A 24,507-nucleotide genomic window follows, 5' to 3' on the forward strand; every position below is an offset into this window, starting at 1 on the left:
GGACCATGCGCAGCATGGTGGAGGGGGCCCTCCGCCTGCGCAGGTCCCCGGGCCCCCTCCACCACGCCGCTGCGCGGCGCGGTCCCCCTCCCCGTTCCGGGGAGGATCTGGAGTGATAATTGGTCTGGGTTCCGACCTGTGCAACATCGAGCGGATCCAGGCCTCGCTCGACCGGTTCGGCGAGCGCTTCGAGAAGCGGGTGTTCACGGACAAGGAACGCGCCAAGGCGGCGCGCCGGCCGTTCACCCGCGCCGGCACCTATGCCAAGCGCTTTGCCGCCAAGGAGGCCTTCTCCAAGGCGGTCGGTACCGGCTTTCGTCGCGGCGTGTTCATGAAGGATATCGGCGTGGTCAACGCGCCGTCGGGGGCGCCGACGCTCGCGCTTGAAGGCGGGGCGCGAGCCGCGCTCGACGCGCTTGTTCCGCCCGGGCACAAGGCCCAGATACATTTGACATTGACCGACGATCATCCCTGGGCACAGGCGTTCGTCATCATCGAGGCGGTGCCGCTGTGAAGGGATTGGAAGTGAACGAAGGCGACAAGGTCGAGGCCGCCACGCCGGCGACGACGCCGAAGAAGGGCACCGACTGGGCGAGCGAAGCGAAGGGCATTTTCTGGCTGATCCTGGCCGTGCTCGGCTTTCACAGCTTCATCGCAAAGCCCTTCTATATTCCGTCCGAATCGATGATGCCGGGGCTGCTGGTCGGCGACCGGCTCGTGGTCACCAAATATCCCTATGGCTGGTCGTTCGTGTCGCCGACCTTTCACCTGCTGCCCTATATGCCGGGCCGGCTGTTCGGCAGCCTGCCCAAGCGCGGTGATGTGGTGATCGTGTCCCCGCCGGGCGCGCGCCAGGACTATATCAAGCGCGTGATCGGCCTGCCGGGCGATCGGCTCGAGATGCGCAATGGCGCCGTGCTGATCAACGGCGTGCCGATCAAGCGCAGCCTGCCCGTGCCGCGCCTGCTGCCGGTGGACGAGAACGCACCGTGCAGCGACATCCAGTTTCCCGGCCGGCTCGTCACCGGCCCGGACAGCAAGCCCTATTGCGAACTGCCGATCGTGCGCGAGACGCTGCCCAACGGCCGCAGCTATGACACGATCGAGCTCGGCGCGAGCCGCACCGACGATTTCGCGCCGATGACGATTCCCGCCAATCACGTTTTTCTGATGGGCGACAATCGCGACCGCTCGGCCGACAGCCGCGTGTCGCTGGCCGAGGGCGGGCTGGGCGGGCCGGTGCCGTGGGAGAATATCGGCGGCCGCGCCGAGTTCATCACCTTCTCGCTCGACGGCACCGCCGAATGGTACAATCCGATCAGCTGGCTCGAGGCGCTGCGGCCCGGCCGCGCCGGCTCCTCGCTCCACCCGCAGGAAGCCGACGCCCGGTGAGCGAGGAACTCGCCCCCGTCACCACCGCAGCTCCTGCCGAAATGCGCGATCCGCTCGTCCGGGCGGAGATGAAGCGCGCCGGCGTCTGGTTCGGCATCGCCGCCGCGCTCGCCCTTGCCGTGCTGCTGGTCCAGCCCCTGCTGCTGATCTTCGCCGGCCTGGTCTTCGCATCGATGCTCGATGGAGGGGCGCGTCTGCTCGGGCGCGTACTCCCGATCGGCCGCAGCTGGCGGATCACGATCGTGCTGCTCGCCGCGCTCGCCTTTATCGCGGGCGTTTTCTACTGGACTGGGGTCGAGATCGCGAACCAAGCAGAACAGCTCTGGGTGACACTGCAGGCGCAGGGCACCCGCTTCATCGCCTGGCTGTCGGGCATGGGCATCGTGCCGGCGCAGAAGGACCTGATGGACTTCGGCCGCCAGGCGCTCGGCTCGATCGGACGCATCACCGGCTATGTCGGCACGGTCTTCGGCGCGCTGACCAGCGCGTTCCTGGTCATCGTCATCGGCCTGTTCATCGCGCTTGAGCCACGGCTCTACGAACGCGGCCTCGCCTGGCTGATCCCGACCCGCCAACGCCCGCACACGCGGGTTACCATCGATCGCATGGCGCACACGATGCGCCGACTGATGGCCGGGCGCCTGCTCGGCATGGTCGTCGAAGGCATATTGACCTGGATCGCGCTCAGCATCGGCGGCGTGCCGATCGCGCTGCTGCTCGGCATCCTGACCGGTCTGCTCGCTTTCATTCCCAACGTCGGCGCCTTCATTTCGGGCGTGATCATGGTCGCGGTCGGCTTCTCGGCCGGCGTCGACACGGGTCTATGGGCGATCGGCACCTATTTCGTCGTGCAGACCTTCGACGGCTATGTGCTGCTGCCGATCGTCGCGCGAAAGACGGTCGACCTGCCGCCCGCCCTCACGCTCGGCACGCAGATCCTGCTCGGCACCTTGCTCGGCTTCATGGGCCTGCTCCTCGCCGATCCGATCACCGCGATGATCAAAGTTTGGCTGGAGCGTGGCTCGGAGCGGGAAGAAGAAAAGGCGGCAACCTCCTAGTTCCCCTGCGCAAGCAGGGGTCCAGGATCGCGCGTTCCTTTCCGCCCTTCTGGGCTCCTGCCTTCGCAGGAGAACCGATGATGCTTAGCGCTGCCCGGGCATGCCGCCCGGAGCGCCACCCATTTGCTGTTGCATCTGCATCTGCTGCAGCACCGCCATCGGCAGGAACTCGATCAGTTCGACATCGAACACGAGCAGCGAGTTGGCCGGGATCGGACCGGCTGCCCGCTCGCCATAGCCGAGCTCCGGCTTGATCCAGAGGCGATACTTGCCGCCCTTCTGCATCAGCTTCAGACCCTCGGAAAAGCCGGGAACGACCTGAGCCACGGGCAGCGGGGAGCGCTCATTCTGGTCGAAGACGGTGCCGTCGCGCAACGTTCCCTTGTAGCTGATCAGCGCCACATCGGCATCGGTCGGCTTGGCGCCTTCGCCCGCTTGCAGCACCTTGTACTGCAGGCCTGACGCGGTCGTCTGCACACCGGCCTGACGCGCGTTCCAGGCGAGGAACTGATCCGTCGTACCCGTCTGGGCTACCGCTTGCGACGTACCGGCCCAAGCCAGCCACAGAGCCGCCAGCAGTGCCAGGGCAAGCCCGCCCCACAGCATCGCCAGCACGCGGCGCGGAGTGGGGGCAATGGGAACGGCAGTCACGGACATGAGAGGGCTCCGGTTCGAATGTCGGCGATTCCTTGCCACCGCAAAAGAAGACCGTCCATCCCGGGTAGGACGGACGGCTTCCAATGTTCCGCCGGGAAAAGGTCGGAAGTGCTTATTTCACCCCGTCGCGCTCGGCGCGCTTGCGCTCGAGCTTGCGCGCGCGGCGGATCGCGGCGGCGCGCTCGCGGGCGCGCTTTTCCGACGGCTTTTCATAGTGACGGCGGAGCTTCATCTCGCGATAGACGCCCTCGCGCTGCAGCTTCTTCTTGAGGGCGCGCAGCGCCTGGTCGACATTGTTGTCGCGGACGAGGATTTGCATAAGGCCGTCAGTCTCCGTTTCTTCACAGCGGTCCGGTGGCCGCTCACTCGGCCCGCCAAACGCCAAACATAGCAAGTGGTTCGTCGCACCCCAAGGCGCGCCGCGAAAGGCGCCCTCTACACATCCGCACCTGAGTCGACAAGCAAAAAGCCCCACCGTCGCCGGCGGGGCTCTTCGCATCACCTCGGGAGGCGATTAATACTTCTGCTGGCGCTCGTAGAGCGACTTATAGTGCTGGATGCGGGTGACGCGCAGGCCGGGCATGCCGGAGCGGTCGACGGCGCGCTGCCAGGCGGCGAACTCTTCCACGGTCAGATCATAGCGTTCGCAAACCTCGTCCACTGTCAGCAGGCCGCCATTGACGGCAGCCACCACCTCAGCCTTGCGGCGCACCACCCAGCGGCTGGTGCCCGGTGCCGGCAGCGTCTCCAGCGTGAGCGGCTCGCCGAGCGGGCCGATGACCTGAGCGGGACGGATTTTCTGGTTTTCGAACATCATGACCTCAAAGCAACTGCGGCTCGTTTCAGGAGCCAAACGCGAACGCGGCATCGGTTTAGCCGACCGGGGTTCAGGAACGTTGAAATGCGAGGGTAAACATCGGCGTCACGTTCCTTTCGGCGGCGTTAGCAAAGAGGCGACGCCGGTGTTGAAGCTGGCTCCCGACACTGCGCCGCGGCGGCGACGAGCGGCGAATAATTCGATCAGCGATACCGGGCTCACCTGACCGGCCTCGGACGAAGCGATCACCTGGGCGGTCGGGCTCGCCGCCTGCCGCGCCACCGCCATCGCGACGATCGTCGCGAAGTCTGGTTTGGCCGGCTGCGCGGTCAGCTTCCATTCCGATATGCCCTTATGCTGCTTCATCCATCCCCCGTTCTCGCAGGTCGGTGTAGCGGAGAGGATTGAAGCCCAAGTAAAAGCGATTGCGGGAAATCCGCCACAGTGCGGCAGCTTTTTGCCGCTCGGGTGACGGCGCGCGGCGGCGCGCCTATATGCCCGGCGACATGTTCGCGGATTTCCAGCTCGGCGCCGATCTGACCGGCAAGCGCATCGTCGTGGCGATGTCGGGCGGCGTCGATTCGTCGGTCGTGGCGGCGCTCGCCGCCAGGTCGGGCGCGGAGACGATCGGTGTTACGCTGCAGCTCTACGATCATGGCGCCGCGGTCGGGCGGACCGGCAGCTGCTGCGCCGGCCAAGACATTCGCGATGCCCGCGCGGTGTGCGACCGGCTCGGCATCGCGCACTATGTGTTCGATCACGAGAGCGCGTTCCGCAGTTCGGTGATCAACCAGTTCGCCGACGAATATCTCGCCGGCCGCACGCCCATCCCCTGCGTCCGCTGCAACATGGGCGTGAAGTTCACCGACCTGTTCCGCCTGGCCCGCGACCTCGGCGCCGACTGCCTGGCGACCGGCCATTATGTCCGCCGGGTCGAGGGAGCGGACGGGCCGGAGCTGCACCGCGCCGCCGACCCGGCGCGCGACCAGAGCTATTTCCTGTTCGCGACGACCGCCGCCCAGCTCGACTTTCTGCGCTTCCCGCTCGGCGGGATGCCGAAGCCCGAGGTGCGCGCGATCGCCGCCGAACTCGGCCTCGGCGTCGCGGCCAAGCCGGACAGCCAGGACATCTGCTTCGTGCCCGATGGCGACTATGCCGGGCTGGTCAGGAAGCTGCGGCCCGAGGCGGAGACCGCGGGCGAGATCGTCGACCTCTCAGGTCGGGTGATCGGCCGGCACAAGGGGCTGATCCACTTCACCGTCGGCCAACGCAAGGGGCTCGAGATCGGCGGCCAGCCCGAGCCGCTTTATGTCGTGCGGCTGGAGGCGGAGCAGCGGCGCGTCGTCGTCGGCCCGAAGCGGGCGCTGGCGGTCGGCGCGGCACGGCTGAGCGACATCAACTGGCTCGGCGGCGGCTATCAGGGGCCGATGACCGCCAAGGTCCGCTCGCTTGCCAAGCCGGTGCCGGCGGTGCTGGACGGCGACACCATCCGCTTCCTGCAGCCCGAATATGGCGTGAGCCCCGGCCAGGCGGCAGTGCTTTATGCCGGCGACCGGGTGCTCGGCGGCGGCTGGATCGAGGCGACCGAGCCCGCCGCACTGGCCGAAGCCGCCTAGGCTGCGCCGCTCGCCAGGTTCTGCGCGACCGCAGCGCGGATCAACGTGGCGAAGGCCTGTTCGTCGAGCGCATCGCCCTCCCTCAGGTCGATCGCGCGGCGCGTGCCCGCGTCGAGACTGGCATTGAACAGCCCGGCCGGGTCGGGCAGTGCCGCGCCCTGCGCGAAGGTCAGCTTCACCTTGTCCTTATAGGTTTCGCCGGTGCACAGGATGCCGCCGCGTTCCCAGACCGGCACGCCGGCGGGGTTGGACGGCTTCTTCCACTTAACCGTCTCGACCACTGCCGGGTCGGCGGCGCGGATCAGCTGCCGCACCCGCTCGATCACTGCGTCCCGCCAATCGGCTTCGCTCATCCCGACCTCCGCTATTTCACTGCCGCGTGGCTGTAGCTGAACACGCGGGCGAGCCGCCAGCCGTCGGGCGTGAGCCGCCAGAGATTGGCGAAGCGCGCCCGGCCCGCCAGCTTCTCCGGCCCCTCCCCGCGCCGTTCGTAGAAGACATGCTCGCCGGCCTCGATCGCGCCATAGCCGGGGACCGGATCGACGGTCAGGGAGCCGGGCACCAATTCGCGCCGTGAGCGCCAGGCATTGGGCTGCGACCGCTCCGCGCAGATGCGCATGAAGGTGTCGACCATATCCTTGCCGCCGAACGCCGCGCCATCCTTGTCATGATAGAATTCCAGGTCGTCCGTCACGAGCTCCGCCATCCGCTGGGGCCGGCAGTCGAGCCCGAACAGCACGGCGAAGAGCCGCGCGTCCCGCGCCTCGATCTGGGTCCGCAACGCGGCGGGCGGCGGCAGCGTGACGGTCGCCGGCGCAGCGGTGGCGGCGGCGGTGGCGGCGGCGGCGGCGGCGGCGGCGGCGGCGGCGGCGAAGAGGATCGGCATCGGCATGGTTGGTCTCCCTGTGTATTGCCAAGACAATACACCAGCGCAGCGACGCCGGCAGCGGCCGTCGACGAACCTGCCGCTGCCGGCGACCAGCCGATCGGCGGCACCGCGGCAAACGGCCCGCGCGGCTTCCCGCACATTCCGCACGATGTGCACATTCCGCACATTCTGCACGTGCAACATGAGAATTTCGGGCCTGATCGACGGGTGCGACACAGGGGAGAGGCTAACAGGCGGGCGCGCGTGTAGGACAGCGAAATCAGGCGGGACGATAGGCCAGGCGGAGCACGTCGCCGTCCATCCGGTCGTGCGCGACGAGGCGGAGCGGCGGGCGGGCGCCGGCGAAATAGGGCGTGCCGCCGCCCAACACCACCGGGTGGAGGTACATGCGATATTCGTCGATCAGGCCGAGCTCGGTCAGCCGCCCGGCGAGCATCGGCCCGGCGACCTCGATCTCGCCGTCATGGGCGGCCTTCAGCCGCGCGACCTCGCCCGCCAGATCGCCGGCGTCGAGCAGCCGCGCATTGGGCCCGACCTCGACAAGCGTGCGCGACACGACCCATTTACGCTGCCGCCGCCACGCCGCCGCAAAGGCGCGATGATCCGCGCCCCATTCCGCCTGGTCCTCGTCCCAATAGCGCATCAGCTCATAAAGCCGCCGCCCATAGACGCTGCCCACCTGCCCCTCGGCCTCCGCGACGAAGTGCCGGAACAACCCCGGCGCCGGCGCAAACCGGTCATGATCGACATAGCCGTCAAGGGAGACGTTCATCCCGAAGACGAGGGTGGCCATGGTTCTCCTTCCGACGCGACCCGCCGGCAGATCCCGGCTGCTGACGGAACCCAACGCCGCATAGCCGGTTGCTTGGCTGAACGACGGAACCGTGCCCGTGCCTCGAGGATTCAAGCGCCATACAACCAAGAAGTCCAGCCATGGCTGCGAAGCACGAACTGATCGATACCGGCACCGACAAACGCTATGTCCGCCGCGACGAGAGCGGCCAGTTCAGGCATGTCGTCGACCAAGGCAAATCCCTCTCTGCCGACGCGCGGCATGACGCCAAGACGAAGGTGAAGCCGGGGCAGGGAGATAAAGGCGACCGGTGAGCCCCGAGAGTAAGGAGCGATCGCAATGGCGATCCAGCGACTTACGGGAAGTTAGACGAACCGCGGACGGCCTGGTCCTAAGCCCGCCTAAGGACGAAGACCGACAGCGCAAGATTCACTCCCGCGCCTCAGGCAAGTCCGTCGCTATCGGCGGCTCCGACTATAGCCCATTTGGGCCTCAACGCCTGTCATTCGGAGGCGCCACAGACAAAGCTCAGAACTGATGCCAAACTGCTGGCAAATTTGGGCTGGGGTTCGTCCTGCTTTGCGAGCTGCCAACAGCGCCTCCCGGGGAGCCAAAAGAGCTCCGGCAAGCCAGTTAGCCTCTTCTTCCTGTTCTTGGCTGAAATCGCTCACCAAAAGAATGCCGTCCTCGGAGACGTCAACGCGATTACCCACGTGCTTCAGGCGCACGTGTGAGACCTCATGCATCAGCGTATTGCGTTGGCGAGATTTTGGGTGGGCTGGATTCACTATCACCGCGATCAAGCCAGAACTGCGGATGGTCAACCCGGACCAACTATCCGGGTCCTTTACCGTTAACTGTTCGAGGTCGTTAGCCGCTAGAGGTAGCTCTGCCGGTGATAGAACTATCAGGCCGAGGTGGTCGCAGAGCTCCCACGGGCATAATGGCGATAGTTGGTCGAGGCCCATTTCATCGCGGATTTCTGCCGCAATCCTTTCGGCACGGGCCTTAAAACCTCGCTGCAACTGCTTACTCCGTAAGTGCAGCCCGCGCCCGGAGGGCCTGCTCCGCAACGACGATAAGGTTGGCTAACGCGGCTGCCGTCTCAGGTCGAGTAGCTCTATCTTTTTTGAAATGAACAGCCGCTGCAGAGAGCGGCTCCTGTTTAACGGGTGTGCCAAGAAACTCACTTGGATTTACTTTCAACCAAGCGCACACTTTCGCAAACGACTCCAAATCGGGCATGTGGCCATTCTCGATTCTCGAGAATGTCGCTGAGCTTATTCCGACTTCTGCGGCTGCGGCTCGCACACCCACACTGCCCCGCTTCTCACGCATGAGGCGGGCGAGTTCGCTCAGGCGAAGACTCATTGATCCTCCGAAAATTGATTCCTGATGGCTTGACGGCAGACGAGCGCCGACATACGTCTCTCCCATGAGACATGGTCGTCCCAGATACGAGACAGTCTCATGTGTGAGACATAGATTCAGAGAACGAAGCGCGAGTCAAGCCAATCCACCGAATGCAGGTGTTCAGACGCCCGGAAAGGAACACGAGATGAGTTTCCAGAGCACAGGCCTAGACGCGAAGTCGAACCCCGGCCCGAAGTACATGCTGAACATAGAAGGGGTCGGTCTCGTACCTTGGGAAGAAGACACGATCACAACCGAGCAGATTATCGCTCTCGGCAAGTGGGATTCTGCTCAAGGCGTGATCGAGGTCGACGCCGATAACAACGAGCGGACCCTCGCCCCGCAGGAAGTGATCAAGCTTAAGCCGGGACTTGGGTTCAGCAAGAAAGTTCGTTGGAAGCGCGGCTGATGCGTAGCCGCATCCAACAAGAAGTTGAGTATCTACAAGAGTCGTGGCCCGCTATCGAGCATGCGGAGCATTCGGGCCACGACTGGTTTCGAATCGCTGGTTACCCCTTTCCTCCCGGATGGAAACGAAATGGGGAACCGGTAGAAACCGCTCCAATACTATTCTGCGCCGGACCAGCCTACCCGACGAGCGACCCATACGCATTTTGGGGACCGTCCGACCTTACGTTCGGGGACACGACTCCCAACAACGTCACCCACGTGGAGAATCCGGCTTTCGGTGGAAGCTGGCTTCAATTCTCATGGTGCCCAGATGCAACATGGTTGGCCACCGGCGACGTCAAGTCGGGTTCCAATCTTCGTCAATGGGCTGCGAGCTTTTACCTAAGGTTGAAGGAAGGATTATGAGGACGCTGCTTCGGCTGCCGGACGGCGGCTTCGACCGCATTGTACGCCACGTTCTTCCTCCAAATTCGCTGGTCGAACACGCCGCTTTTCTGCATCTCAAGCAGACGCCGATGGCTGAAGGGAGTACAGCCTTTGACGTAATCGACGAGGATTTGCTGCAAGAGCATGAGTTTGAGACGCAGGAAAGTGACTATTTAGAGCTCAAGGCGGAAACGCGAGCGCGGCTCATCAAACGTGCTCACGACCTCGGAGCATCGCTCGCAGAGATCCACTCGCATCCGGGACCTTGGCCTGCGCAGTTCTCTGAGGCTGACCGACAGGGCTTGCTGGAAACAGTTCCCCATATGCAGTGGAGATTGAGCGGGCGTCCCTACATAGCCATTGTCGTGGCCCCTAGCGGATTTGATGCTTTGGTTTGGGGACAAGGCGAACGCCAACCTGCGCCGCTCACGGCGGTTCTCGCCGGCCAAGAGCTTCTGCGTCCGACCAATTTGTCGCTCGGAGGCTGGTCGTGATTGAGATACGTGAAAGAGATCAGCGTAATGTCGAGCTGTTCGGAGCCAAAGGGCAATTGCGGCTTAAGCAGGCCAACGCTCTGATTGTCGGAGCTGGAGGCCTTGGGAGCCCGCTTGCTCAGCATTTGGCACTGTTAGGTGTAGGCAATATTGCTGCTGCCGACGACGAAGAATTGAGCGAGACAAATCGAAACCGCTTCGTAGGGGCTTTTCACTCTGACTCGGTTCCAGGCACGCTCAAGGTCGATATAATCGGTCGGCTGATTCACGCGATTGATCCCTCAATCGCATACCAAGGTATACCCCATTCATTACTGAGTGCCGAGGTATTCCAGGCGGTACGTCAGGCAGATTGGGTGTTCGGCTGCTTCGATGAAGATGGCCCAAGAATGATTTTGAGTGAACTCAGCATCGCATATGACAAGCCATACTTCGACTTGGCTTCGGATGTCCCGATGAACGGAGTTTACGGGGGCCGGGTGACACTATCCCAGCGGGGAACCGGATGTCTCAAATGCCTTGGGCTGCTTGATCAAGCCGACATTCGAGCCTTCTTTGCAACTGACGATGCGAATGAGGCGCGGGATCGCATCTACGGCATAGACCGGTCGTTGCTGGATGAGCGTGGACCGTCCGTGTCCCCGATAAACGGTGTTGTGGCAGCACTTGCTGCCACAGAGTTCATGGTGGCCGTAACTCAGATGCGTCCACCCACGCCAAATCTCGAATATCGCGGTCACCAATCGAAGGTAGTCGTGTCGGTTGACTCTCCTCAACCCGACTGTCCGATCTGTGCGATGAGGGGCCGAGGGTCTGAGGCGCAAGTAGAACGATATTTAAGCTTGGATTACTTGCGGGAGCGTCGGGCGAGAAAAACTTTGTCAGCATCAGGGACCAGATAACCGAGCAAAGCCCGCGTTGTCGGTCGCGCTTGTGGCGTGCCGGCCGGTGACGCCGCTCAGCTTGGTTTAACTCGGCGATTGCTTCGCCATCCCTTCCTTAGCTTCAGCCCTCATCCCCCATTCTCAGCGCCGCAATAAACGCCTCCTGCGGAATCTGCACCGAGCCATATTCCCGCATCCGCTTCTTGCCCTCTTTCTGCTTCTCCAGCAGCTTGCGTTTGCGGGTGATGTCGCCGCCATAGCATTTGGCGGTCACGTCCTTCCGCAGCGCGGCGATGGTTTCGCGGGCGATGACCTTGCCGCCGATCGCGGCCTGGATCGGGATCTTGAACAGGTGGCGGGGGATCAGGTCCTTCAGCCGCTCGCACATGCCGCGGCCGCGCGTTTCCGCAGTGGAGCGGTGGACGATCATCGACAGGGCGTCGACCGGCTCGTTATTGACCAGGATGCTCATCTTGACGAGGTCGCCCTCGCGATAGCCGATCTGGTGATAGTCGAAGCTGGCATAGCCGCGGCTGATCGATTTCAGCCGGTCGTAGAAATCGAACACGACTTCGTTCAACGGCAGCTCGTAGGTGAGCTGGGCGCGGCCGCCGACATAGGTGAGGTTCTTCTGGATGCCGCGGCGATCCTGGCAGAGCTTCAGGATCGCGCCCAGATATTCGTCGGGCACATAGATGGTCGCCTCGATCCACGGCTCCTCGATCATGTCGATCTTGTTGGGATCGGGCATGTCGGCGGGGTTGTGGAGCTCGACCGTCTGCGCCTCCGCCTCGCCGGCGCTGCGATTGAGGAGCAGGCGGTAGACGACGCTGGGCGCCGTCGTGATCAGGTCGAGATCATATTCGCGGGTCAGCCGCTCCTGGATGATCTCCAGGTGGAGGAGGCCGAGGAAACCGCAGCGAAAGCCGAAGCCGAGCGCGGCCGAGGTTTCCATCTCGAAGCTGAAGCTCGCATCGTTGAGGCGCAGCTTGGAAATGCTTTCGCGGAGCTTTTCAAAGTCGTTGGCGTCGGTCGGGAACAGGCCGCAGAAGACGACGGGCTGCACTTCCTTGAAGCCGGGCAGCGCGGCTTCGGCCGGGCGTTTGGCGTCGGTCAGCGTGTCGCCGACGCGCGCCTGCGCCACGTCCTTGATCTGGGCGGTGATGAAGCCGATTTCGCCGGGGCCGAGTTCGGGCAGATTCTCGATCTTGGGGCGGAACACGCCGACGCGGTCGATCAGGTGGGTGGTGCCCGCCTGCATGAACTTGATCTGCTGGCCCTTCTTCAGCGTGCCGTCGATCACGCGGACGAGGATGACGACGCCGAGATAGGGGTCGTACCAGCTGTCGACGAGCATGGCCTTGAGCGGCGCCTCCGGGTCGCCCTTGGGCGGCGGGATCTTGGTGACGATCGCGTCCAGCACTTCGTCGATGCCGATGCCGGACTTGGCGGAGGCGAGCACCGCTTCCGACGCGTCGAGGCCGATCACTTCCTCGATCTCGGCGCGGACCTTTTCGGGTTCGGCGGCGGGCAGGTCGATCTTGTTGATGACGGGCACGATCTCATGGTCGTGCTCGATCGACTGATAGACATTAGCGAGCGTCTGCGCCTCGACGCCCTGCGCCGCGTCAACGACCAGCAGCGCGCCTTCGCAGGCGGCAAGCGAGCGGCTGACTTCATAGGCGAAGTCGACATGGCCGGGCGTGTCCATGAGATTCAGGACATAGCCGTTCCAGTCGAGGCGCACCGTCTGCGCCTTGATGGTGATGCCGCGCTCCTTCTCAATGTCCATATTGTCGAGCACCTGGCTCGACATCTCGCGCTCGGTCAGGCCGCCGGTGCGCTGGATCAGCCGGTCGGCGAGCGTCGACTTGCCATGATCGATATGCGCGATGATGGAGAAATTGCGGATCTTGGAAAGTTCGGTGGCCATGTCGCCGCGCGCGTTAGCAGGGGCGGGAGGAACGGGAAAGCTTGGGCGCACTCAGGATCGGCACGGCGGGCTGGGCGATCCCGCGCCAGGCGGCGGAGCTGTTTCCGGCCGAGGGCTCGACGCTCAAGCGCTATGCGGGGCGGTTCGGATGCGCCGAGATCAACTCGACCTTCCACCGGCCGCACCGGGCATCGACGTTCGAGAGGTGGGCGGAGGCGGTGCCGGCGGATTTCCGCTTCTCGGTGAAGGTCCCCAAGACGATCACGCACCAGGCGAAGCTGGTCGATTGCGCGGAAGGTGTAGCGGCGTTCCTGGAGCAGATCGCGCCGCTGGGCGAGAAGCGCGGGCCGCTGCTGGTGCAGCTGCCGCCGAGCCTTGCCTTCGACGCGGCGGTGGCGGACGCCTTCTTCGCGCTGCTGCCTGGCGCCGTGGTGTGCGAGCCGCGCCATCCGAGCTGGTTCACCGACGCGGCGGACGCGCTGCTGGCGGAGCATGGCGTGGCGCGGGTCGCGGCCGATCCGGCGCCGGTGCCGGCGGCCGCCGCGCCGGGCGGGTGGCGCGGGCTCAGCTACTTCCGCCTTCACGGCAGTCCGCGCACCTATTGGTCCAGCTATGAAGCGGGTGCGCTGGATCATTGGGCCGCGCGGCTGAGCGAGGCGCTGCGCATCAGCGATGATTGCTGGGTGATCTTCGACAACACCGCAGGCGGCGCGGCGGCGGGGAATGCGCTCGATCTGGCGGCGCTGCTCGGCGCTTAACCAGTCGCCAAGGCGCGCGCTTTACATTATCGTCGCTGAAAAGGGGTCGCACATCGCAATGGCTGTGACTTGGGTCACGGAACGGCGCTTCGGCGCCGGGTAAGGCGTGCTCGCAAACGGGGGCAACACGCCTTGCTTCAAGGGTTTAGGGAGACAGATTGTGCGCAAGTTGATGTCAATTTTGGCCGCGGGGGCGGCAGTCATCGGGTCCATGTCGCCGGCGGTGGCGCAGACCAACATGTCTTCGGACGGCCGGACCTACAAGGACGGCACCACCAAGGGCGCATCGTCGGCGCGCCGCAGCCAGGAGCGGGCGGAGCGGAACATCCCGACCTGCACCCGCAAGCTCGGCTCGGTCGCGATCGTCGAGCCAGACACGCAATGGTGGCGGGAATATAATCTCGGCAGCCCCGAGGCGATCCTGAAGGTGTTCATCCAGCAGTCCGGCTGCTTCACCATCGTCAATCGCGGCCGCTCGCTCGCCAGCCGCAACATGGAACGCGCGATGGCCGATTCCGGCGAACTCCAGGCCGGATCGAACCTCGGCAAGGGCCAGGTGAAGACCGCCGACTATTATCTGCAGCCGGACATCGTCACCGCCAACCGCAATTCGGGCGGCGGCGGCATCGGCGCGGCGGCGGGTGCGCTGGGCGGCCTGTTCGGCGGCTTCGGCCGTGCGGTCGGCGGCATCGCCGGCGGCATCAACATGAAGAAGGGCGAGGCGACCGTCACGCTCTCGGTCGTCAACGCCCGCACCACCGAGGAAGAGGCGCTGACCCAGGGCTATGCCCGCAAGACCGACGTCAGCTTCGGCGCCGGCGGCGGCTATGGCTGGATGGGCGGCTTCGCGGCAGCGGGCGGTGCGGGTTACCAGGACACCGAAATCGGCCAGGTGATCGTGCTCGCCTATCTCGACGCCTATACCAAGCTGGTGTCGCAGCTCGGCGGCCTGCCGGCGAACGCGGCTGCGGCAGCTCCGCAGGCTCGGTAAAAAAGAACCCTCCCCCAGCTCGCTGGGGGAGGGGGACCATGCGGAGCATGGTGGAGGGGCGCGCGAAGCGCGGAACGAGGCCCGTTGATGATCAAAGGCGCCGGACGCGCATATCGCCGAGCCAAGGCGCTTCGCCGGCAGTTAAGTCTTCCCGGACGGCTGCTCTGGCGGCACCTTCGAAACGAGCAAACAGGCTTTCACTGGCGGAAGCAGCACCCTGCGGGAGACTATGATCTCGACTTCTACTGCGACCGCGCAAAGCTGTGCGTGGAAGTGGACGGCGAAGCGCATGAAAGAGGCGAGCAGCCGCGCAAAGATGCTCGCCGAGATGAGTGGTTAAGAGCGCGAGGGATTCACACGCTTCGCATTCCGGCCTTCGAAGTTCTGAGCAACCTGGGGGGTGTTGTCACCTTGATCTGCGCCGCCGCGCGCGAGCGCGCGCCCCTCCACCGTCCTGCGGACGGTCCCCCTCCCCCAGACAAGCTGGGGGAGGATTTCCAAGGTTAGCCGCCACCCACTACGCAGCGTGCGCCAGATGGCCGGCGCGGGTGGCGTCCTGGATGGCCTTCATCGCATTCGCGAACCGCTCCTCGCCGTGTCCGACGATCATTGCATATGGCAGGCCGCGACGCTCCAGCTCGGCCCGGGAGAGTTCGAAGAAGCGGCGCCGCAGTTCCTCAGTGCCGAACATGCGCGTGCCGTCCGGAACCCAGGGCAGGTCGATATCGAACATCAGGTAGAAGTCGGCCGTTTCCTGAAAACGGTCGAACCAGGGGTCTCGCTCACCGAAGAGCATATCGGCCCAGACGGCGGTCATCAGCGGATCGGTGTCGAGGATGACATAGGGTGGCCGCCGATTGAGCGCATCGCGCGTCGCCGCCATATGGCCTTTGGCGATCGCGACCAGGTCGGTCATGGTGAAACCCAGACCCTTCGCCTCGGACCAGGTGCGTCCGAATTCCTCGACATAGATGCCGCCCAGAGCCTCGGCCAAACGCGGGCCGAGCGTCGACTTGCCCGTGCTTTCGGGCCCGTGCAGGCAGATGGTCGCGGTCACAGCGCGGCCACGCGCGTCCGCTCCGCCCGGCGCCAACTGGCGAGCCCGACGGCCGACAAGATCAGGAACAGAAGGTAGAGCAACGCGAGCAACATCAATCCTTTAGCCGCATAAACGCCGATCGCCACCGCATCGACCGCGATCCACAAAATCCAATTCTCCAGATAGCGCCGCGCCATCAGCAGCTGCGCCGCGACGCTCGCCATCGCGATGAAGGCATCCCACCAAGGCAGGGCTGCCGACGTGAAATGGTGCATTAGGGCGCCCCAGCCAAGCGTCGATACCGCAATCGCCGCAAGCACCGCCGCGCGCTGACCCGGCGCCAGCGTCTCGACGACAATCTCGCCGGCTTCCGCCTGCGCGCGCGCCCAGTGCCACCAGCCGTAAATCTGCACGACGAAAAAGAAGAGCTGGAGCAGTGCGTCGCTGTACAGCCGCACGTCCGGCTGGACGAACAGCCAGGCCGAAATGCACACCATCGCGATGCCGAAAGGGTAATTCCACACGCTCCGCCGCACGATCAGGACGATGTTGATGACGCCAAGCGACGCGGCCAGCACTTCCCACGGGTTCACCGGCGTGACTTAGCAGCGAAGGCCCACCTGTCCATACAGGCGCGACCAATCAGGCGTTTGCGACGACCGATGGCTTGCGCGGCAACGCCGATGCGCGGCGGACTTGCGCTTGCAGCATGCCCCGCTAGCATCGGGTGCAAAGAGCGGGAGAGCGGGATTGCGGCACGTCGCGGTGATCGGATCCGGACCGGCGGGCTTCTACACCGCCGAAGCCGCACTGAAGGCGTTCGGGGACCAGGTGTGCGTCGACCTGATCGACCGGCTGCCGGTTCCCTATGGCCTGATTCGCTTCGGCGTGGCGCCCGACCATCAATCGATCAAGGCAGTGTCGCGCCGCTATGAGCAGGTCGCGCTGTCGCCCAATGTCCGGTTCGTCGGCAATGTCTGTGTCGGCCGCGACGTGTCGATCGAGGAGCTTCACGCGCTCTACGATGCGGTCGTGCTGGCGACCGGCGCCCCCGCCGACCGGCCGCTGGACATTCCCGGCAGCGACCTGCCCGGCGTCGTCGGATCGGCGGCGTTCGTCGGCTGGTATAACGGCCATCCCGATTTCGCCGAACTGGACCCGCCGCTCGGCGGTCCGGGCGCGGTGGTGATCGGCAACGGCAATGTCGCCTTGGACGTCGCCCGCATCCTGTCCAAGACCCGCGCGGAATTCGCCGGATCCGACATCGCCGGCCATGCGCTCGAGGCGCTCCAGGACTCGGGCGTCGTGCGCGTGACCCTGCTCGGCCGCCGCGGGCCGCACCAGATCGCGATGACGCCCAAGGAACTGGGTGAACTCGGCCATCTCGAGCGGGCGCAGCCGCTGGTCGATGCCGCCGACCTGCCCGATCCAGGCGCCGATGCGTTGCTGGAACCCGGCATGCGCAAGTCGGTCGGCCACTTACGCGAGTTCGCCGCCACGCCCACCGCCGGCAAGCCGGTCACGATCGAGTTCGACTTCTTCGCCATGCCGGTCGCGATCGAAGGCGACGGCAAGGCGGAGCGCGTGATCGTCGAGCGCACGACGCTGGATGGCGAACTCCGCTCGGTGGCGACCGGCGAGACCTATGTCGTGCCGGCGTCGCTGGTGGTCAGTTGCATCGGCTACAAGACGCCGCCGATCGAAGGCGTCCCCTATGAACATGGCCGCGGCCGCTTTGCCAACAGCGACGGGCGCATCCTGCCCGGCCTATATTGCGTCGGCTGGGCGCGGCGCGGACCGACGGGCACGATCGGCACCAACCGGCCGGACGGCTATGCGGTGGTCGAGCTGATCGGCGCCGATATCGGCGAGGGTGCGAACAAGGCGGGACCGGCGGGGCTGGACCGGCTGCTCCGCGAGCGCGATGCGCGGGTCGTCACCTTCACCGACTGGCAGAAGATCGAAGCCGCCGAAGCCGCACGGGCGAGGAGCGGCGCCCCGCGTGAGAAATTCGTGTCCATCGACGAGATGATCGCCGCCGGTCTCGGCTAGCGAGCCCTTGAGCCAGCGGGGCCGGCTGGTGCCGACCCCGCAAACTCACCGAAGTGAATGTCCCAGTGCTCAGCGCAAGGCCGCCAGAACGGCCTCGGCCAATGGCATGCTGGAGGCCGGGTTCTGACCGGTCAGCAGATTGCCGTCGCGCACGACGTTTGCGCCCCAATTCGGTCCCTTTTCGTAACGCGCGCCCTGCTTGCGCAGGGTGTCGGCGAGCAGCCAGGGTGCATTGTCGGCGGTGCCGAGCTCGACCTCTTCCTCGTCGCTGAACGACGTCATCGCTCGGTTGGCGAACAGCCATTTGCCTTCGGCATCGCGCGCCGCGAGCAGGGCGGCCTGGCCATGGCAGACGGGTGCGATCAGAATGCCTGCGCGGTCCGCCTCGGCCAGGATGCGACCGACATCGGCGTCCTTGTAAAGGTCCTCGACCGGCCCATGGCCGCCGGGGATCACGACGGCGTCATAGTGGCGGCCGTCGACATCGGCGAGCGCCAGCGGGTGGGCGAGGCGATCGGCGATCGAGTCCAGATAGCGGCGGAAATGATCGACATTCTCCTGACCGACCACGGCAGGGTTCATGCTGTGCGGGTCGATGGTCGGCACCACCCCGCCGGGCGTGGCGAGGTCCACGGTGCAGCCTTCGGCCACGAACTTCTCGTCCATGACGACGAATTCCTCGGCCCAGATGCCGCTCTCATATTTGGAACCATCGGCCCGCGTCCAGGTGTCGGCTGCCGACAGGATCATCAGAATCTTGGTCATTGCTGGTCTCCTTCCAAATGAGGTTTCGCTTTGCAAAGAGACCGCCGCCCACCGATGATCATCGCGTGATCCGGACGCGCGCCTGCCTTTGCGGAAGGCACGATTCCACAGCCGCCAATGCTTCATCTGCTGGACCCTGCCATAGCTTCAAGGCAGGTTTGCTTTCTCTCGACACCCTCGAAATACGCAGTGAGTGAGCCAAGGACAAAGACTTTGCATCTTCGTCTCCCATGCCTAGAAGGCATGGATCATGGAGCTCCGCCACCTTCGCTACTTCGTCGCCGTGGCCGAAACGGGCAGCCTGACCGAGGCCGCGCAACGGCGGCTTTACACGTCCCAGCCCTCGCTCAGCCGGCAGCTTCGCGATCTGGAACTCGAAGTGGGCGCGGAACTGTTCGTCCGGGGGGCGCGGGGCGTCACCCTGACGCCTGCGGGCTACGTGTTTCTGGATCATGCGCGGCTGGCTCTTCACCAGGCCGGCGAAGCCGTCGCTGCCGCGCGGCGTGCGGCCCGTCCGCAGAAGGCGACCTTCGCGGTGGGTTTTCTGACCGGCCAGGAGGTCGAGTGGCTGCGGCATGTCACCCACCTGCTCCGCGACGAATTGCAGTCGATCGACTTTCGGGTGACCAGCGACTTTTCGCCGGCGATCGGTGCGGCCGTGCAGCGCGGCGAGATCGACCTCGGCTTCTCGCGCGTCGAACCGCAGCCGGACGTCAACTACAAGATCATCGCCCATGAGCCGATCGTGGTCATCCTGCCGCGGGAACATCCATTGGCCGAGCGGCGCGCGATCGACCCACGAGAGATCGAGCCGGAATCGTTCATCGGCTATACCGAAACGCCGCACGTGTTGCGCGGCATCGTCGAACGCTATTTCCGCGAACGCGACCTGGTGATGGCCCCGACCCGCTTCCTCGATGGCTATGCGACAGGCATTTCCCTGGTCGCCTCCACCAAGGGAGTCACGCTGCTGCCCGCCTATGTGAAGGCGCTGCTGCCAGCCTCACTGGTCAGCCGGCCGCTCGCGGACAAGGGACCGGTGATCGAGATCGCCGCCGGGTACCGGGCCGACAATCCGTCGCCGGTGCTCGCCGTCTTCCTGCGCAACATCGCGCGCCTGGTGGCGGCGCGCGCCGCCGAGGCCGACGACGGCTAATCCTGACCCGGATGAGAAGCGAATAACTGTCTGGTGCGGTCGAGAAGACTCGAACTTCCACGTCCTTTCGGACACAACGACCTCAACGTTGCGCGTCTACCAGTTCCGCCACGACCGCACTCGAGACAACTCGCCGGACCCGTCGACTGGCGCGGGGCTGGCGCTGGCAAGGCCGCTGCCCCTAGCAGAGCATATTGGGGCTCGCAACAGCCGTTTGGAGCGACTTCTAGGAGCGGCTGCCGACGAAGCTGAGCTTCAGCTCGCGGGCGCCTTTCGGCACGTCGACTTCGGCGGCGTTGAACTCGGCCGCGGCGCCGGGCGCCAGCGTGCGGGTAGGCGGCGTGATGATCCAGTTGTAGACGACGCGGCCCTGCGCATCCTGCAGTTCGGCCTGGATGTCGGGCACGCTCTGCCGCTCTCGCGTGGGGTTCACGACACGGCCGGTGAGCGCGAACAGCTCGTTGCCGCTGGCGAGCGTCCGGCGCTCGGGCTTGCGCGGCACTTCGAGCAGCAGCGACACGGCGGGACCGCCGGCGATGCCGCCGAAACGCTGGCGGAGCTGGTCGGGGCCGATCGCGAACAGGGCGGCGGCCCCGGCGAGCAGCAGCACGCCGATCAGCGCGGCAATGATCGCCCAGCGCCGGCTGGGCCGCGGCGCCGGCTCTTCGTAAGCCGGCTCGGATGTGCCGAAGTCCGCCACGGGCTCTGCCATGGGCTCCGGGTCCGGAGCGACGGTGACTTCGGGCTCCGGCGCCTTGGCGAGCTCCACAATGGGCTCGGGTCCGGGCGCCGCGCGCGGCTCTTCGCGCCAGCTCTGCCCGCATTTGGCGCAGCGCACGGTGCGGCCGTTCGGCCCGATGGCGTCGTCCGGAACCGAATAGCGTGCCTGGCACGCCGGGCATTCAAGGATCATGCGCGGCCCCTTCCCTGAACGCTTTCTAGCCTTGCCGCGACTCGTCCTGCAAGCACGGTGCTTTACGCGGGCGCGGCGGGCATGCGATGGGCTTCAACCAACGGGGCGAGCAGCGAGGGTGGTGTCAGCGCGGTGAGCAGCATCGTGCAGTTCGAACATGTGGGTCTGCGCTATGGCATGGGCGCGGAAACCCTGTCGGACATCAGCTTCACGCTGGCGAGCGGCGGCTTCTACTTCCTCACCGGCGCGTCGGGCGCGGGCAAGACCTCGCTGCTGAAATTGCTCTATCTGGCGCAGCGGCCGAGCCGCGGATCGATCCGGCTGTTCGGCGAGGATGTGGTGGCGATGAAGCGGAGCGAGCTGCCCGCGCTCCGCCGCCGCATCGGCGTGGTGTTCCAGGATTTCCGGCTGATCCCGCATCTGTCGGTCTACGAAAATGTCGCGCTGCCGCTGCGCGTGGCGGGGGTGGCGGAGAGCGAGGTCTCGTCGCGCGTGGGCGAGATGGTGCAATGGGTGGGCCTGTCGGGACGTTCCACCGCGCGGCCGCCGACGCTCTCGGGCGGCGAGCAGCAGCGCGTCGCCATCGCCCGCGCAGTCATCGCGCAGCCGGAATTGCTCGTCGCCGACGAACCGACCGGCAATGTCGATCCCGACATGGCGGCGCGGCTGCTGGGGCTGTTCGAGGCATTGAACCGCTTCGGCACGACGGTCGTCGTCGCGACCCACGACATGCAGCTGATCGGCAGCGTGCCCAAGGCGCGGCTGATGCGGCTGGATCGGGGTCAGCTTGACGATCCGACCGGCGCGCTCCGCTACCCGCCCCGGGTGCCGGCATGATCGGACGTTCGGAGGCCGGCTTGGCCGAGCGGCGACTGCTCGCGGAGCGGCGGCGCATCGGCGCCATGCCCTGGGTGCTCGCGATCATGGTGTTCCTGACCGTGCTTGCCGCCGCTGCCGGCCTGGCGCTCGCCTCCTCTGCGGGGGCGCTGAGCGGGCGCATGGACCAGCGGGTCACGATCCAGATCGTCGAGGCGGATCCGGCGTTGCGCAACGCGCAAGCCGAGGCTGTGGTGAAGGCAGCGCGGCAGGTGAGCGGGGTCGCCACCGTCAGGCGCGTGCCGGATGAAGAGCTTGCCCGGTTGGTCGAGCCCTGGTTGGGGCCCGCCGAACAGGCACTGCCCCGACCGGCCCTGATCGATGTCGATCTCGCCCGGCCCGACGCACTCACACCGCTCCGGCACAAGGTCCGCGCGGCGGCGCCCGCGGCCCGAGTGGATGCGCAGGGCCGCTGGCTTGCTCCGCTCGGCACGCTGATCCGGACGCTGCGAGCGCTGGCGCTCGGCATCGTGCTGTTGACCGCGGGCGCGACCGCAGCCTGCGTTGTCCTCGCCGCACGCGCGGCGCTCGACACGCATGGCGAGACGATCGGCGTACTGCACCTGCTGGGCGCGACGGATCGGCAGATCGCCCTGCTCTTCCAGCGGCGGATCGCCGGCGACGCGCTGATCGGTGCGGCGATCGGCTTTGCGGGCGGCATGTCGGTGCTGCTGCTGCTCGGAGCGCGAATGCAGGCGCTGGGATCGGAACTGATCGGCTCGGTCGCGCTCAGCGGCACGGCGGCCGCGGCGCTACTGCTGGTGCCGGTCGGCGCAGCGCTGCTGGCGACGGCCGTGGCCCGACTGACGATCGAGCGCGCGCTGGGGCGCATCCTGTGATCCGGCGCCTGATCTCAGCCCTGGTGCTCGCCTGGCTGATCGGCTTCGTGCTGTTCGTCGGGCTGTTGCCGCGCCCGGCGGACGACCGCGCGACCGACGGCATCATCGTGCTGACCGGGGGACCGAACCGGATCGAGCGCGGACTGTCGCTGCTGAAGGAGCGCAGGGCCAGGCGCATGCTCGTATCGGGCGTCAATCTGGTCGTGCACCGGCGCGATTTCCTGGCCATGTTCGGCGCGCCGGTGCAGCTGTTCGACTGCTGCATCGACCTCGGCCATGAAGCGGTCGACACGCGGTCCAACGGGGCCGAGGCGGCCGACTGGGTGAAGCGCCACCGGTACAAGAGCGTGCGGCTGGTGACGACCGACTGGCATATGCGCCGCGCGCGGTTCGAGCTCGACCAGGAACTGCCGCCCGACGTGCGCATCGTCACCGACGCGGTGCGCAGCGAGCCGGACCTGAACATCCTCCTCCGGGAATATCACAAATATATTCTGCGCCGGCTGGCAGTGCTGTTCGGCCTGTGAGCTGGCTGCGCACCCCTATCTTCAAGCTCGTCTTTTATGTCGGGAGCTCGGTGTTCGTGCTGCCGACGCCACTCGCAGCCGCCTTGGGGCGCCGCCCGCTGACGCGGCTGGTCTATGGCTGGGCGCATTTCCATGACTGGTGCACGCGGGTGTTGCTCGGCGTGCGGTGGCGCGTCGAGGGCACGCTGCCGCGTGAGCCCGTGCTGGTCGCGATGAAGCATGAGGCGATGTACGAGACGATCCAGGCGCTGCTGCTGCTCGATCGTCCGGCCCCGGTGCTGAAGCGTGAACTGCTCGACATTCCGCTCTGGGGCCGCGCCTGCCAGCGCTATGGCGGGATCGTCGTCGACCGCGACGCCGGCGCGAAAGCGCTGCGCGCGATGCTGACCGAGGCGAAGGAGATCATCGGCGAAGGCCGGCCCATCCTGCTCTTCCCCGAAGGCACGCGCGTGCCGCACGGCGAAGCGCCGGAACTCAAGTCCGGACTGTCGGGCCTTTATCGGCTGCTCGGACTGCCGGTGGTGCCGATCGCCTGCGACAGCGGGCGCCTGCTGCCCAAAAAGGGCGTCAAGCACGCGGGCATTGTGACTTTCCGCGTCGGCGAGACCATTCCCCCTGGCCTGCCGCGGGAAGAGGTTGAGGCGCGGGTCCACGCCGCCATCAATGCCCTGAACGGCTGAAGTCGCGCGTTGGTCGAGGGCGCGTTGCCCCGGCAGCGCAACGGGTGCAGGATGCCGGTTGTGGTTCGGGAGAGTATCGGCAAGCTGGTTTCATGGGGCATCGCCGGCGCGGCGGTCGCGCTGCTGGCGACAGGCTCCGGAGCCATGGCCAAGTCGCGCAAGAAGCCGCTCGATCCCGCGGCCAAGATGGCGCCGCTGCCACCCGCGGTGATCGACGAGACGCTGGCCATTGGCGGCCAGGACATCGATGCGCGCAAGGTGCGCACGCGGATGACGGTCGCGGTGCAGGTCAATGGCAAGGGTCCTTATCAGTTCGTGGTCGATAGCGGTGCCGACACGTCGGTGATCGGCCAGCGAGTCGCGAACACGCTGCAGCTGCCGCGCGGCACGCCGGTGCTGCTCAACGGCATGACCGACAGCAGCCGGGTCGACCGCGTGCTGGTCGAGACGCTGCAGCTGGGCCAGGGCAACTTCAGCGACCTGCAGCTGCCGGTGCTGCTCGACCGCGATCTGGGCGGCGAAGGCATGATCGGCATCGACGCGCTGGTCGAACAGCGACTGATGCTCGATTTCGAAAAGCGCGTGATCAAGGTCGAGGACGCCGCGCTGCCCACGCCGCGACTGGATGGCGAGATCGTCGTGGTCGCGCGGCGCCGGCGCGGTCAGCTGATCCTGACCCAGGTGACGGCGAACCGGACGCCGGTCGAAGCGGTGATCGACACCGGCTCTGAGATCACGATCGGCAACACCAAGCTGCGCGACCAGCTGATCAAGAAATATGCCGACAAGTTCACGACCATCGGCGTGACCGGCGTCACCGGCGTGCAGATGGACCTGCAGCTGGCGCGGGTGCCGGAGCTGCGCATCGGCTCCATCACGCTGCGCGACGTGCCAATCGCCTTTGCCGACCTGCCGCCCTTCGCCGTGTTCGAAATGGACGACCGTCCGGCGCTGCTGCTCGGCACCGATCTGCTCGAAAGCTTCCGCCGCGTGTCGCTCGATTTCCGCGCGCGCAAGGTCCGGTTCCAGCTGCGCCGGTGCGGCACGCAGGGCATCGTGCTGCGCACATCGTTCAGTTCGTCGCTGACGCGGCTGACCGGCAACCGCGAAGAGACCTGCAAGCGCTAG

32 protein-coding genes and 1 tRNA gene are annotated in these 24,507 nt (G+C 65.9%); 18 read left to right on the forward strand and 15 right to left on the reverse strand.

All coding sequences use genetic code 11. The annotated features are described in order from the left end of the window. The first annotated feature begins 112 nt into the window (after positions 1–112). From acpS to HJG53_RS09315, 3 genes are read left to right on the forward strand one after another with little or no spacing between them, the layout of a single operon-like run. On the forward strand, positions 113–514 hold the full coding sequence (gene acpS / locus HJG53_RS09305; RefSeq protein WP_171129875.1) for a holo-ACP synthase: 402 nt from the start codon (positions 113–115) through the stop codon (positions 512–514). Between the two features lie 11 nt (positions 515–525). Continuing rightward, complete coding sequence (lepB, locus tag HJG53_RS09310) at positions 526–1,392, forward strand: signal peptidase I (RefSeq protein ID WP_368039568.1); 867 nt, start codon at positions 526–528, stop codon at positions 1,390–1,392. A gap of 41 nt (positions 1,393–1,433) precedes the next feature. Next, complete coding sequence (locus tag HJG53_RS09315) at positions 1,434–2,450, forward strand: AI-2E family transporter (RefSeq protein WP_254447696.1); 1,017 nt, start codon at positions 1,434–1,436, stop codon at positions 2,448–2,450. 84 nt (positions 2,451–2,534) lie between these two features. Here HJG53_RS09315 and HJG53_RS09320 read toward each other — a convergent pair whose 3' ends face one another. From HJG53_RS09320 to HJG53_RS09335, 4 genes are all read right to left on the reverse strand, one after another. Continuing rightward, positions 2,535–3,107 (reverse strand): FKBP-type peptidyl-prolyl cis-trans isomerase, encoded by a 573-nt coding sequence (locus HJG53_RS09320; protein WP_171129879.1) that lies wholly within the window; start codon positions 3,105–3,107, stop codon positions 2,535–2,537. Positions 3,108–3,219: 112 nt separating this feature from the next. Further along, a complete protein-coding gene (rpsU, locus tag HJG53_RS09325; RefSeq protein ID WP_046348761.1) occupies positions 3,220–3,426 on the reverse strand; it encodes a 30S ribosomal protein S21 in 207 nt (68 codons plus the stop codon). 195 nt (positions 3,427–3,621) lie between these two features. Continuing rightward, on the reverse strand, positions 3,622–3,921 hold the full coding sequence (locus HJG53_RS09330) for a DUF1153 domain-containing protein (protein ID WP_171129880.1): 300 nt from the start codon (positions 3,919–3,921) through the stop codon (positions 3,622–3,624). Between the two features lie 108 nt (positions 3,922–4,029). Beyond that, positions 4,030–4,290 (reverse strand): hypothetical protein, encoded by a 261-nt coding sequence (locus HJG53_RS09335; protein WP_171129882.1) that lies wholly within the window; start codon positions 4,288–4,290, stop codon positions 4,030–4,032. Positions 4,291–4,430: 140 nt separating this feature from the next. Here HJG53_RS09335 and mnmA point away from each other — a divergent pair, with 140 nt between their 5' ends. Then, positions 4,431–5,540: a tRNA 2-thiouridine(34) synthase MnmA gene (mnmA, locus tag HJG53_RS09340; RefSeq protein WP_171130668.1), complete on the forward strand. Its 1,110-nt coding sequence runs from the start codon at positions 4,431–4,433 to the stop codon at positions 5,538–5,540. On the opposite strand, the gene HJG53_RS09345 is transcribed toward mnmA, so the two are convergent. From HJG53_RS09345 to HJG53_RS09355, 3 genes are all read right to left on the reverse strand, one after another. Further along, positions 5,537–5,893, reverse strand: coding sequence for a DUF1801 domain-containing protein (locus tag HJG53_RS09345; RefSeq protein WP_171129884.1), 357 nt, complete (start codon positions 5,891–5,893; stop codon positions 5,537–5,539). The genes mnmA and HJG53_RS09345 overlap by 4 nt on opposite strands. An 11-nt stretch (positions 5,894–5,904) precedes the next feature. After that, positions 5,905–6,432, reverse strand: coding sequence for a nuclear transport factor 2 family protein (locus tag HJG53_RS09350; protein ID WP_254447666.1), 528 nt, complete (start codon positions 6,430–6,432; stop codon positions 5,905–5,907). A 256-nt stretch (positions 6,433–6,688) separates the two neighbouring features. Further along, entirely contained in the window at positions 6,689–7,222 is a 534-nt protein-coding gene (locus HJG53_RS09355; RefSeq protein ID WP_171129886.1) for a dihydrofolate reductase family protein, read from the reverse strand. A gap of 140 nt (positions 7,223–7,362) precedes the next feature. On the opposite strand from HJG53_RS09355, the gene HJG53_RS09360 reads away from it, so the two are divergent. Continuing rightward, entirely contained in the window at positions 7,363–7,536 is a 174-nt protein-coding gene (locus HJG53_RS09360) for a hypothetical protein (RefSeq protein WP_171129887.1), read from the forward strand. Between the two features lie 144 nt (positions 7,537–7,680). On the opposite strand, the gene HJG53_RS09365 is transcribed toward HJG53_RS09360, so the two are convergent. Together HJG53_RS09365 and HJG53_RS19130 are read right to left on the reverse strand one after the other, a co-directional pair. Continuing rightward, on the reverse strand, positions 7,681–8,247 hold the full coding sequence (locus HJG53_RS09365) for an ImmA/IrrE family metallo-endopeptidase (protein ID WP_254447667.1): 567 nt from the start codon (positions 8,245–8,247) through the stop codon (positions 7,681–7,683). Between the two features lie 4 nt (positions 8,248–8,251). Next, positions 8,252–8,659, reverse strand: a complete 408-nt coding sequence (locus HJG53_RS19130) for a helix-turn-helix domain-containing protein (protein WP_368039552.1) — start codon at positions 8,657–8,659, stop codon at positions 8,252–8,254. Positions 8,660–8,780: 121 nt separating this feature from the next. On the opposite strand from HJG53_RS19130, the gene HJG53_RS09370 reads away from it, so the two are divergent. From HJG53_RS09370 to HJG53_RS09380, 3 genes are all read left to right on the forward strand, one after another. Beyond that, on the forward strand, positions 8,781–9,044 hold the full coding sequence (locus HJG53_RS09370) for a hypothetical protein (protein ID WP_171129889.1): 264 nt from the start codon (positions 8,781–8,783) through the stop codon (positions 9,042–9,044). Between the two features lie 403 nt (positions 9,045–9,447). Beyond that, a complete protein-coding gene (locus HJG53_RS09375; protein WP_171129891.1) occupies positions 9,448–9,966 on the forward strand; it encodes a Mov34/MPN/PAD-1 family protein in 519 nt (172 codons plus the stop codon). Then, positions 9,963–10,868 carry a ThiF family adenylyltransferase gene (locus HJG53_RS09380; RefSeq protein ID WP_171129893.1) on the forward strand — a complete coding sequence of 302 codons (906 nt, stop codon included), beginning with the start codon at positions 9,963–9,965 and terminating at the stop codon, positions 10,866–10,868. Before HJG53_RS09375 ends, HJG53_RS09380 begins: the two co-directional genes overlap by 4 nt. A gap of 103 nt (positions 10,869–10,971) precedes the next feature. Here the strand turns inward: HJG53_RS09380 and lepA are convergent, their stop codons facing one another. Further along, the gene (lepA, locus tag HJG53_RS09385; protein ID WP_171129895.1) at positions 10,972–12,783 is read right to left on the reverse strand and encodes a translation elongation factor 4; all 1,812 of its coding nucleotides are present in this window, start codon (positions 12,781–12,783) and stop codon (positions 10,972–10,974) included. Positions 12,784–12,824: 41 nt separating this feature from the next. Here lepA and HJG53_RS09390 point away from each other — a divergent pair, with 41 nt between their 5' ends. From HJG53_RS09390 to HJG53_RS09400, 3 genes are all read left to right on the forward strand, one after another. Continuing rightward, positions 12,825–13,541: a DUF72 domain-containing protein gene (locus HJG53_RS09390; protein ID WP_171129897.1), complete on the forward strand. Its 717-nt coding sequence runs from the start codon at positions 12,825–12,827 to the stop codon at positions 13,539–13,541. Positions 13,542–13,779: 238 nt separating this feature from the next. Then, the gene (locus tag HJG53_RS09395; RefSeq protein ID WP_254447698.1) at positions 13,780–14,532 is read left to right on the forward strand and encodes a CsgG/HfaB family protein; all 753 of its coding nucleotides are present in this window, start codon (positions 13,780–13,782) and stop codon (positions 14,530–14,532) included. Positions 14,533–14,619: 87 nt separating this feature from the next. Continuing rightward, on the forward strand, positions 14,620–15,039 hold the full coding sequence (locus tag HJG53_RS09400; protein WP_171129899.1) for an endonuclease domain-containing protein: 420 nt from the start codon (positions 14,620–14,622) through the stop codon (positions 15,037–15,039). A 10-nt stretch (positions 15,040–15,049) separates the two neighbouring features. Here the strand turns inward: HJG53_RS09400 and HJG53_RS09405 are convergent, their stop codons facing one another. Both HJG53_RS09405 and pnuC read right to left on the reverse strand, forming a co-directional pair. Further along, positions 15,050–15,589 carry an AAA family ATPase gene (locus HJG53_RS09405; protein WP_171129901.1) on the reverse strand — a complete coding sequence of 180 codons (540 nt, stop codon included), beginning with the start codon at positions 15,587–15,589 and terminating at the stop codon, positions 15,050–15,052. Then, positions 15,586–16,164 (reverse strand): nicotinamide riboside transporter PnuC, encoded by a 579-nt coding sequence (gene pnuC / locus HJG53_RS09410; protein ID WP_171129903.1) that lies wholly within the window; start codon positions 16,162–16,164, stop codon positions 15,586–15,588. Before pnuC ends, HJG53_RS09405 begins: the two co-directional genes overlap by 4 nt. Positions 16,165–16,321: 157 nt before the next feature. Here pnuC and HJG53_RS09415 point away from each other — a divergent pair, with 157 nt between their 5' ends. Continuing rightward, complete coding sequence (locus HJG53_RS09415; RefSeq protein WP_171129906.1) at positions 16,322–17,623, forward strand: FAD-dependent oxidoreductase; 1,302 nt, start codon at positions 16,322–16,324, stop codon at positions 17,621–17,623. Between the two features lie 69 nt (positions 17,624–17,692). On the opposite strand, the gene HJG53_RS09420 is transcribed toward HJG53_RS09415, so the two are convergent. Next, positions 17,693–18,388, reverse strand: a complete 696-nt coding sequence (locus HJG53_RS09420; protein WP_171129908.1) for a type 1 glutamine amidotransferase domain-containing protein — start codon at positions 18,386–18,388, stop codon at positions 17,693–17,695. 250 nt (positions 18,389–18,638) lie between these two features. Between HJG53_RS09420 and HJG53_RS09425 the strand changes: the two genes are divergently transcribed. Next, positions 18,639–19,544 (forward strand): LysR substrate-binding domain-containing protein, encoded by a 906-nt coding sequence (locus tag HJG53_RS09425; RefSeq protein WP_171129910.1) that lies wholly within the window; start codon positions 18,639–18,641, stop codon positions 19,542–19,544. A 31-nt stretch (positions 19,545–19,575) separates the two neighbouring features. Here the strand turns inward: HJG53_RS09425 and HJG53_RS09430 are convergent. Both HJG53_RS09430 and HJG53_RS09435 read right to left on the reverse strand, forming a co-directional pair. Next, a tRNA-Leu gene (locus HJG53_RS09430) sits at positions 19,576–19,662 on the reverse strand. Between the two features lie 108 nt (positions 19,663–19,770). Then, a complete protein-coding gene (locus HJG53_RS09435) occupies positions 19,771–20,457 on the reverse strand; it encodes an MJ0042-type zinc finger domain-containing protein (RefSeq protein ID WP_171129912.1) in 687 nt (228 codons plus the stop codon). Positions 20,458–20,589: 132 nt separating this feature from the next. Here HJG53_RS09435 and ftsE point away from each other — a divergent pair, with 132 nt between their 5' ends. From ftsE to HJG53_RS09460, 5 genes are read left to right on the forward strand one after another with little or no spacing between them, the layout of a single operon-like run. Further along, positions 20,590–21,294 (forward strand): cell division ATP-binding protein FtsE, encoded by a 705-nt coding sequence (gene ftsE, locus HJG53_RS09440; RefSeq protein WP_171130676.1) that lies wholly within the window; start codon positions 20,590–20,592, stop codon positions 21,292–21,294. Next, positions 21,291–22,172, forward strand: coding sequence for an ABC transporter permease (locus tag HJG53_RS09445; RefSeq protein WP_171129914.1), 882 nt, complete (start codon positions 21,291–21,293; stop codon positions 22,170–22,172). Before ftsE ends, HJG53_RS09445 begins: the two co-directional genes overlap by 4 nt. After that, on the forward strand, positions 22,169–22,699 hold the full coding sequence (locus tag HJG53_RS09450; protein ID WP_171129916.1) for a YdcF family protein: 531 nt from the start codon (positions 22,169–22,171) through the stop codon (positions 22,697–22,699). Before HJG53_RS09445 ends, HJG53_RS09450 begins: the two co-directional genes overlap by 4 nt. Then, a complete protein-coding gene (locus HJG53_RS09455; RefSeq protein ID WP_171129918.1) occupies positions 22,696–23,379 on the forward strand; it encodes a 1-acyl-sn-glycerol-3-phosphate acyltransferase in 684 nt (227 codons plus the stop codon). The genes HJG53_RS09450 and HJG53_RS09455 overlap by 4 nt, the downstream gene beginning before the upstream one ends. A gap of 60 nt (positions 23,380–23,439) precedes the next feature. Then, entirely contained in the window at positions 23,440–24,507 is a 1,068-nt protein-coding gene (locus HJG53_RS09460; RefSeq protein ID WP_171129920.1) for a retroviral-like aspartic protease family protein, read from the forward strand.

The organism is Sphingomonas sp. ID1715, assembly GCF_013044515.1.
Classification (GTDB): domain Bacteria; phylum Pseudomonadota; class Alphaproteobacteria; order Sphingomonadales; family Sphingomonadaceae; genus Sphingomonas_B.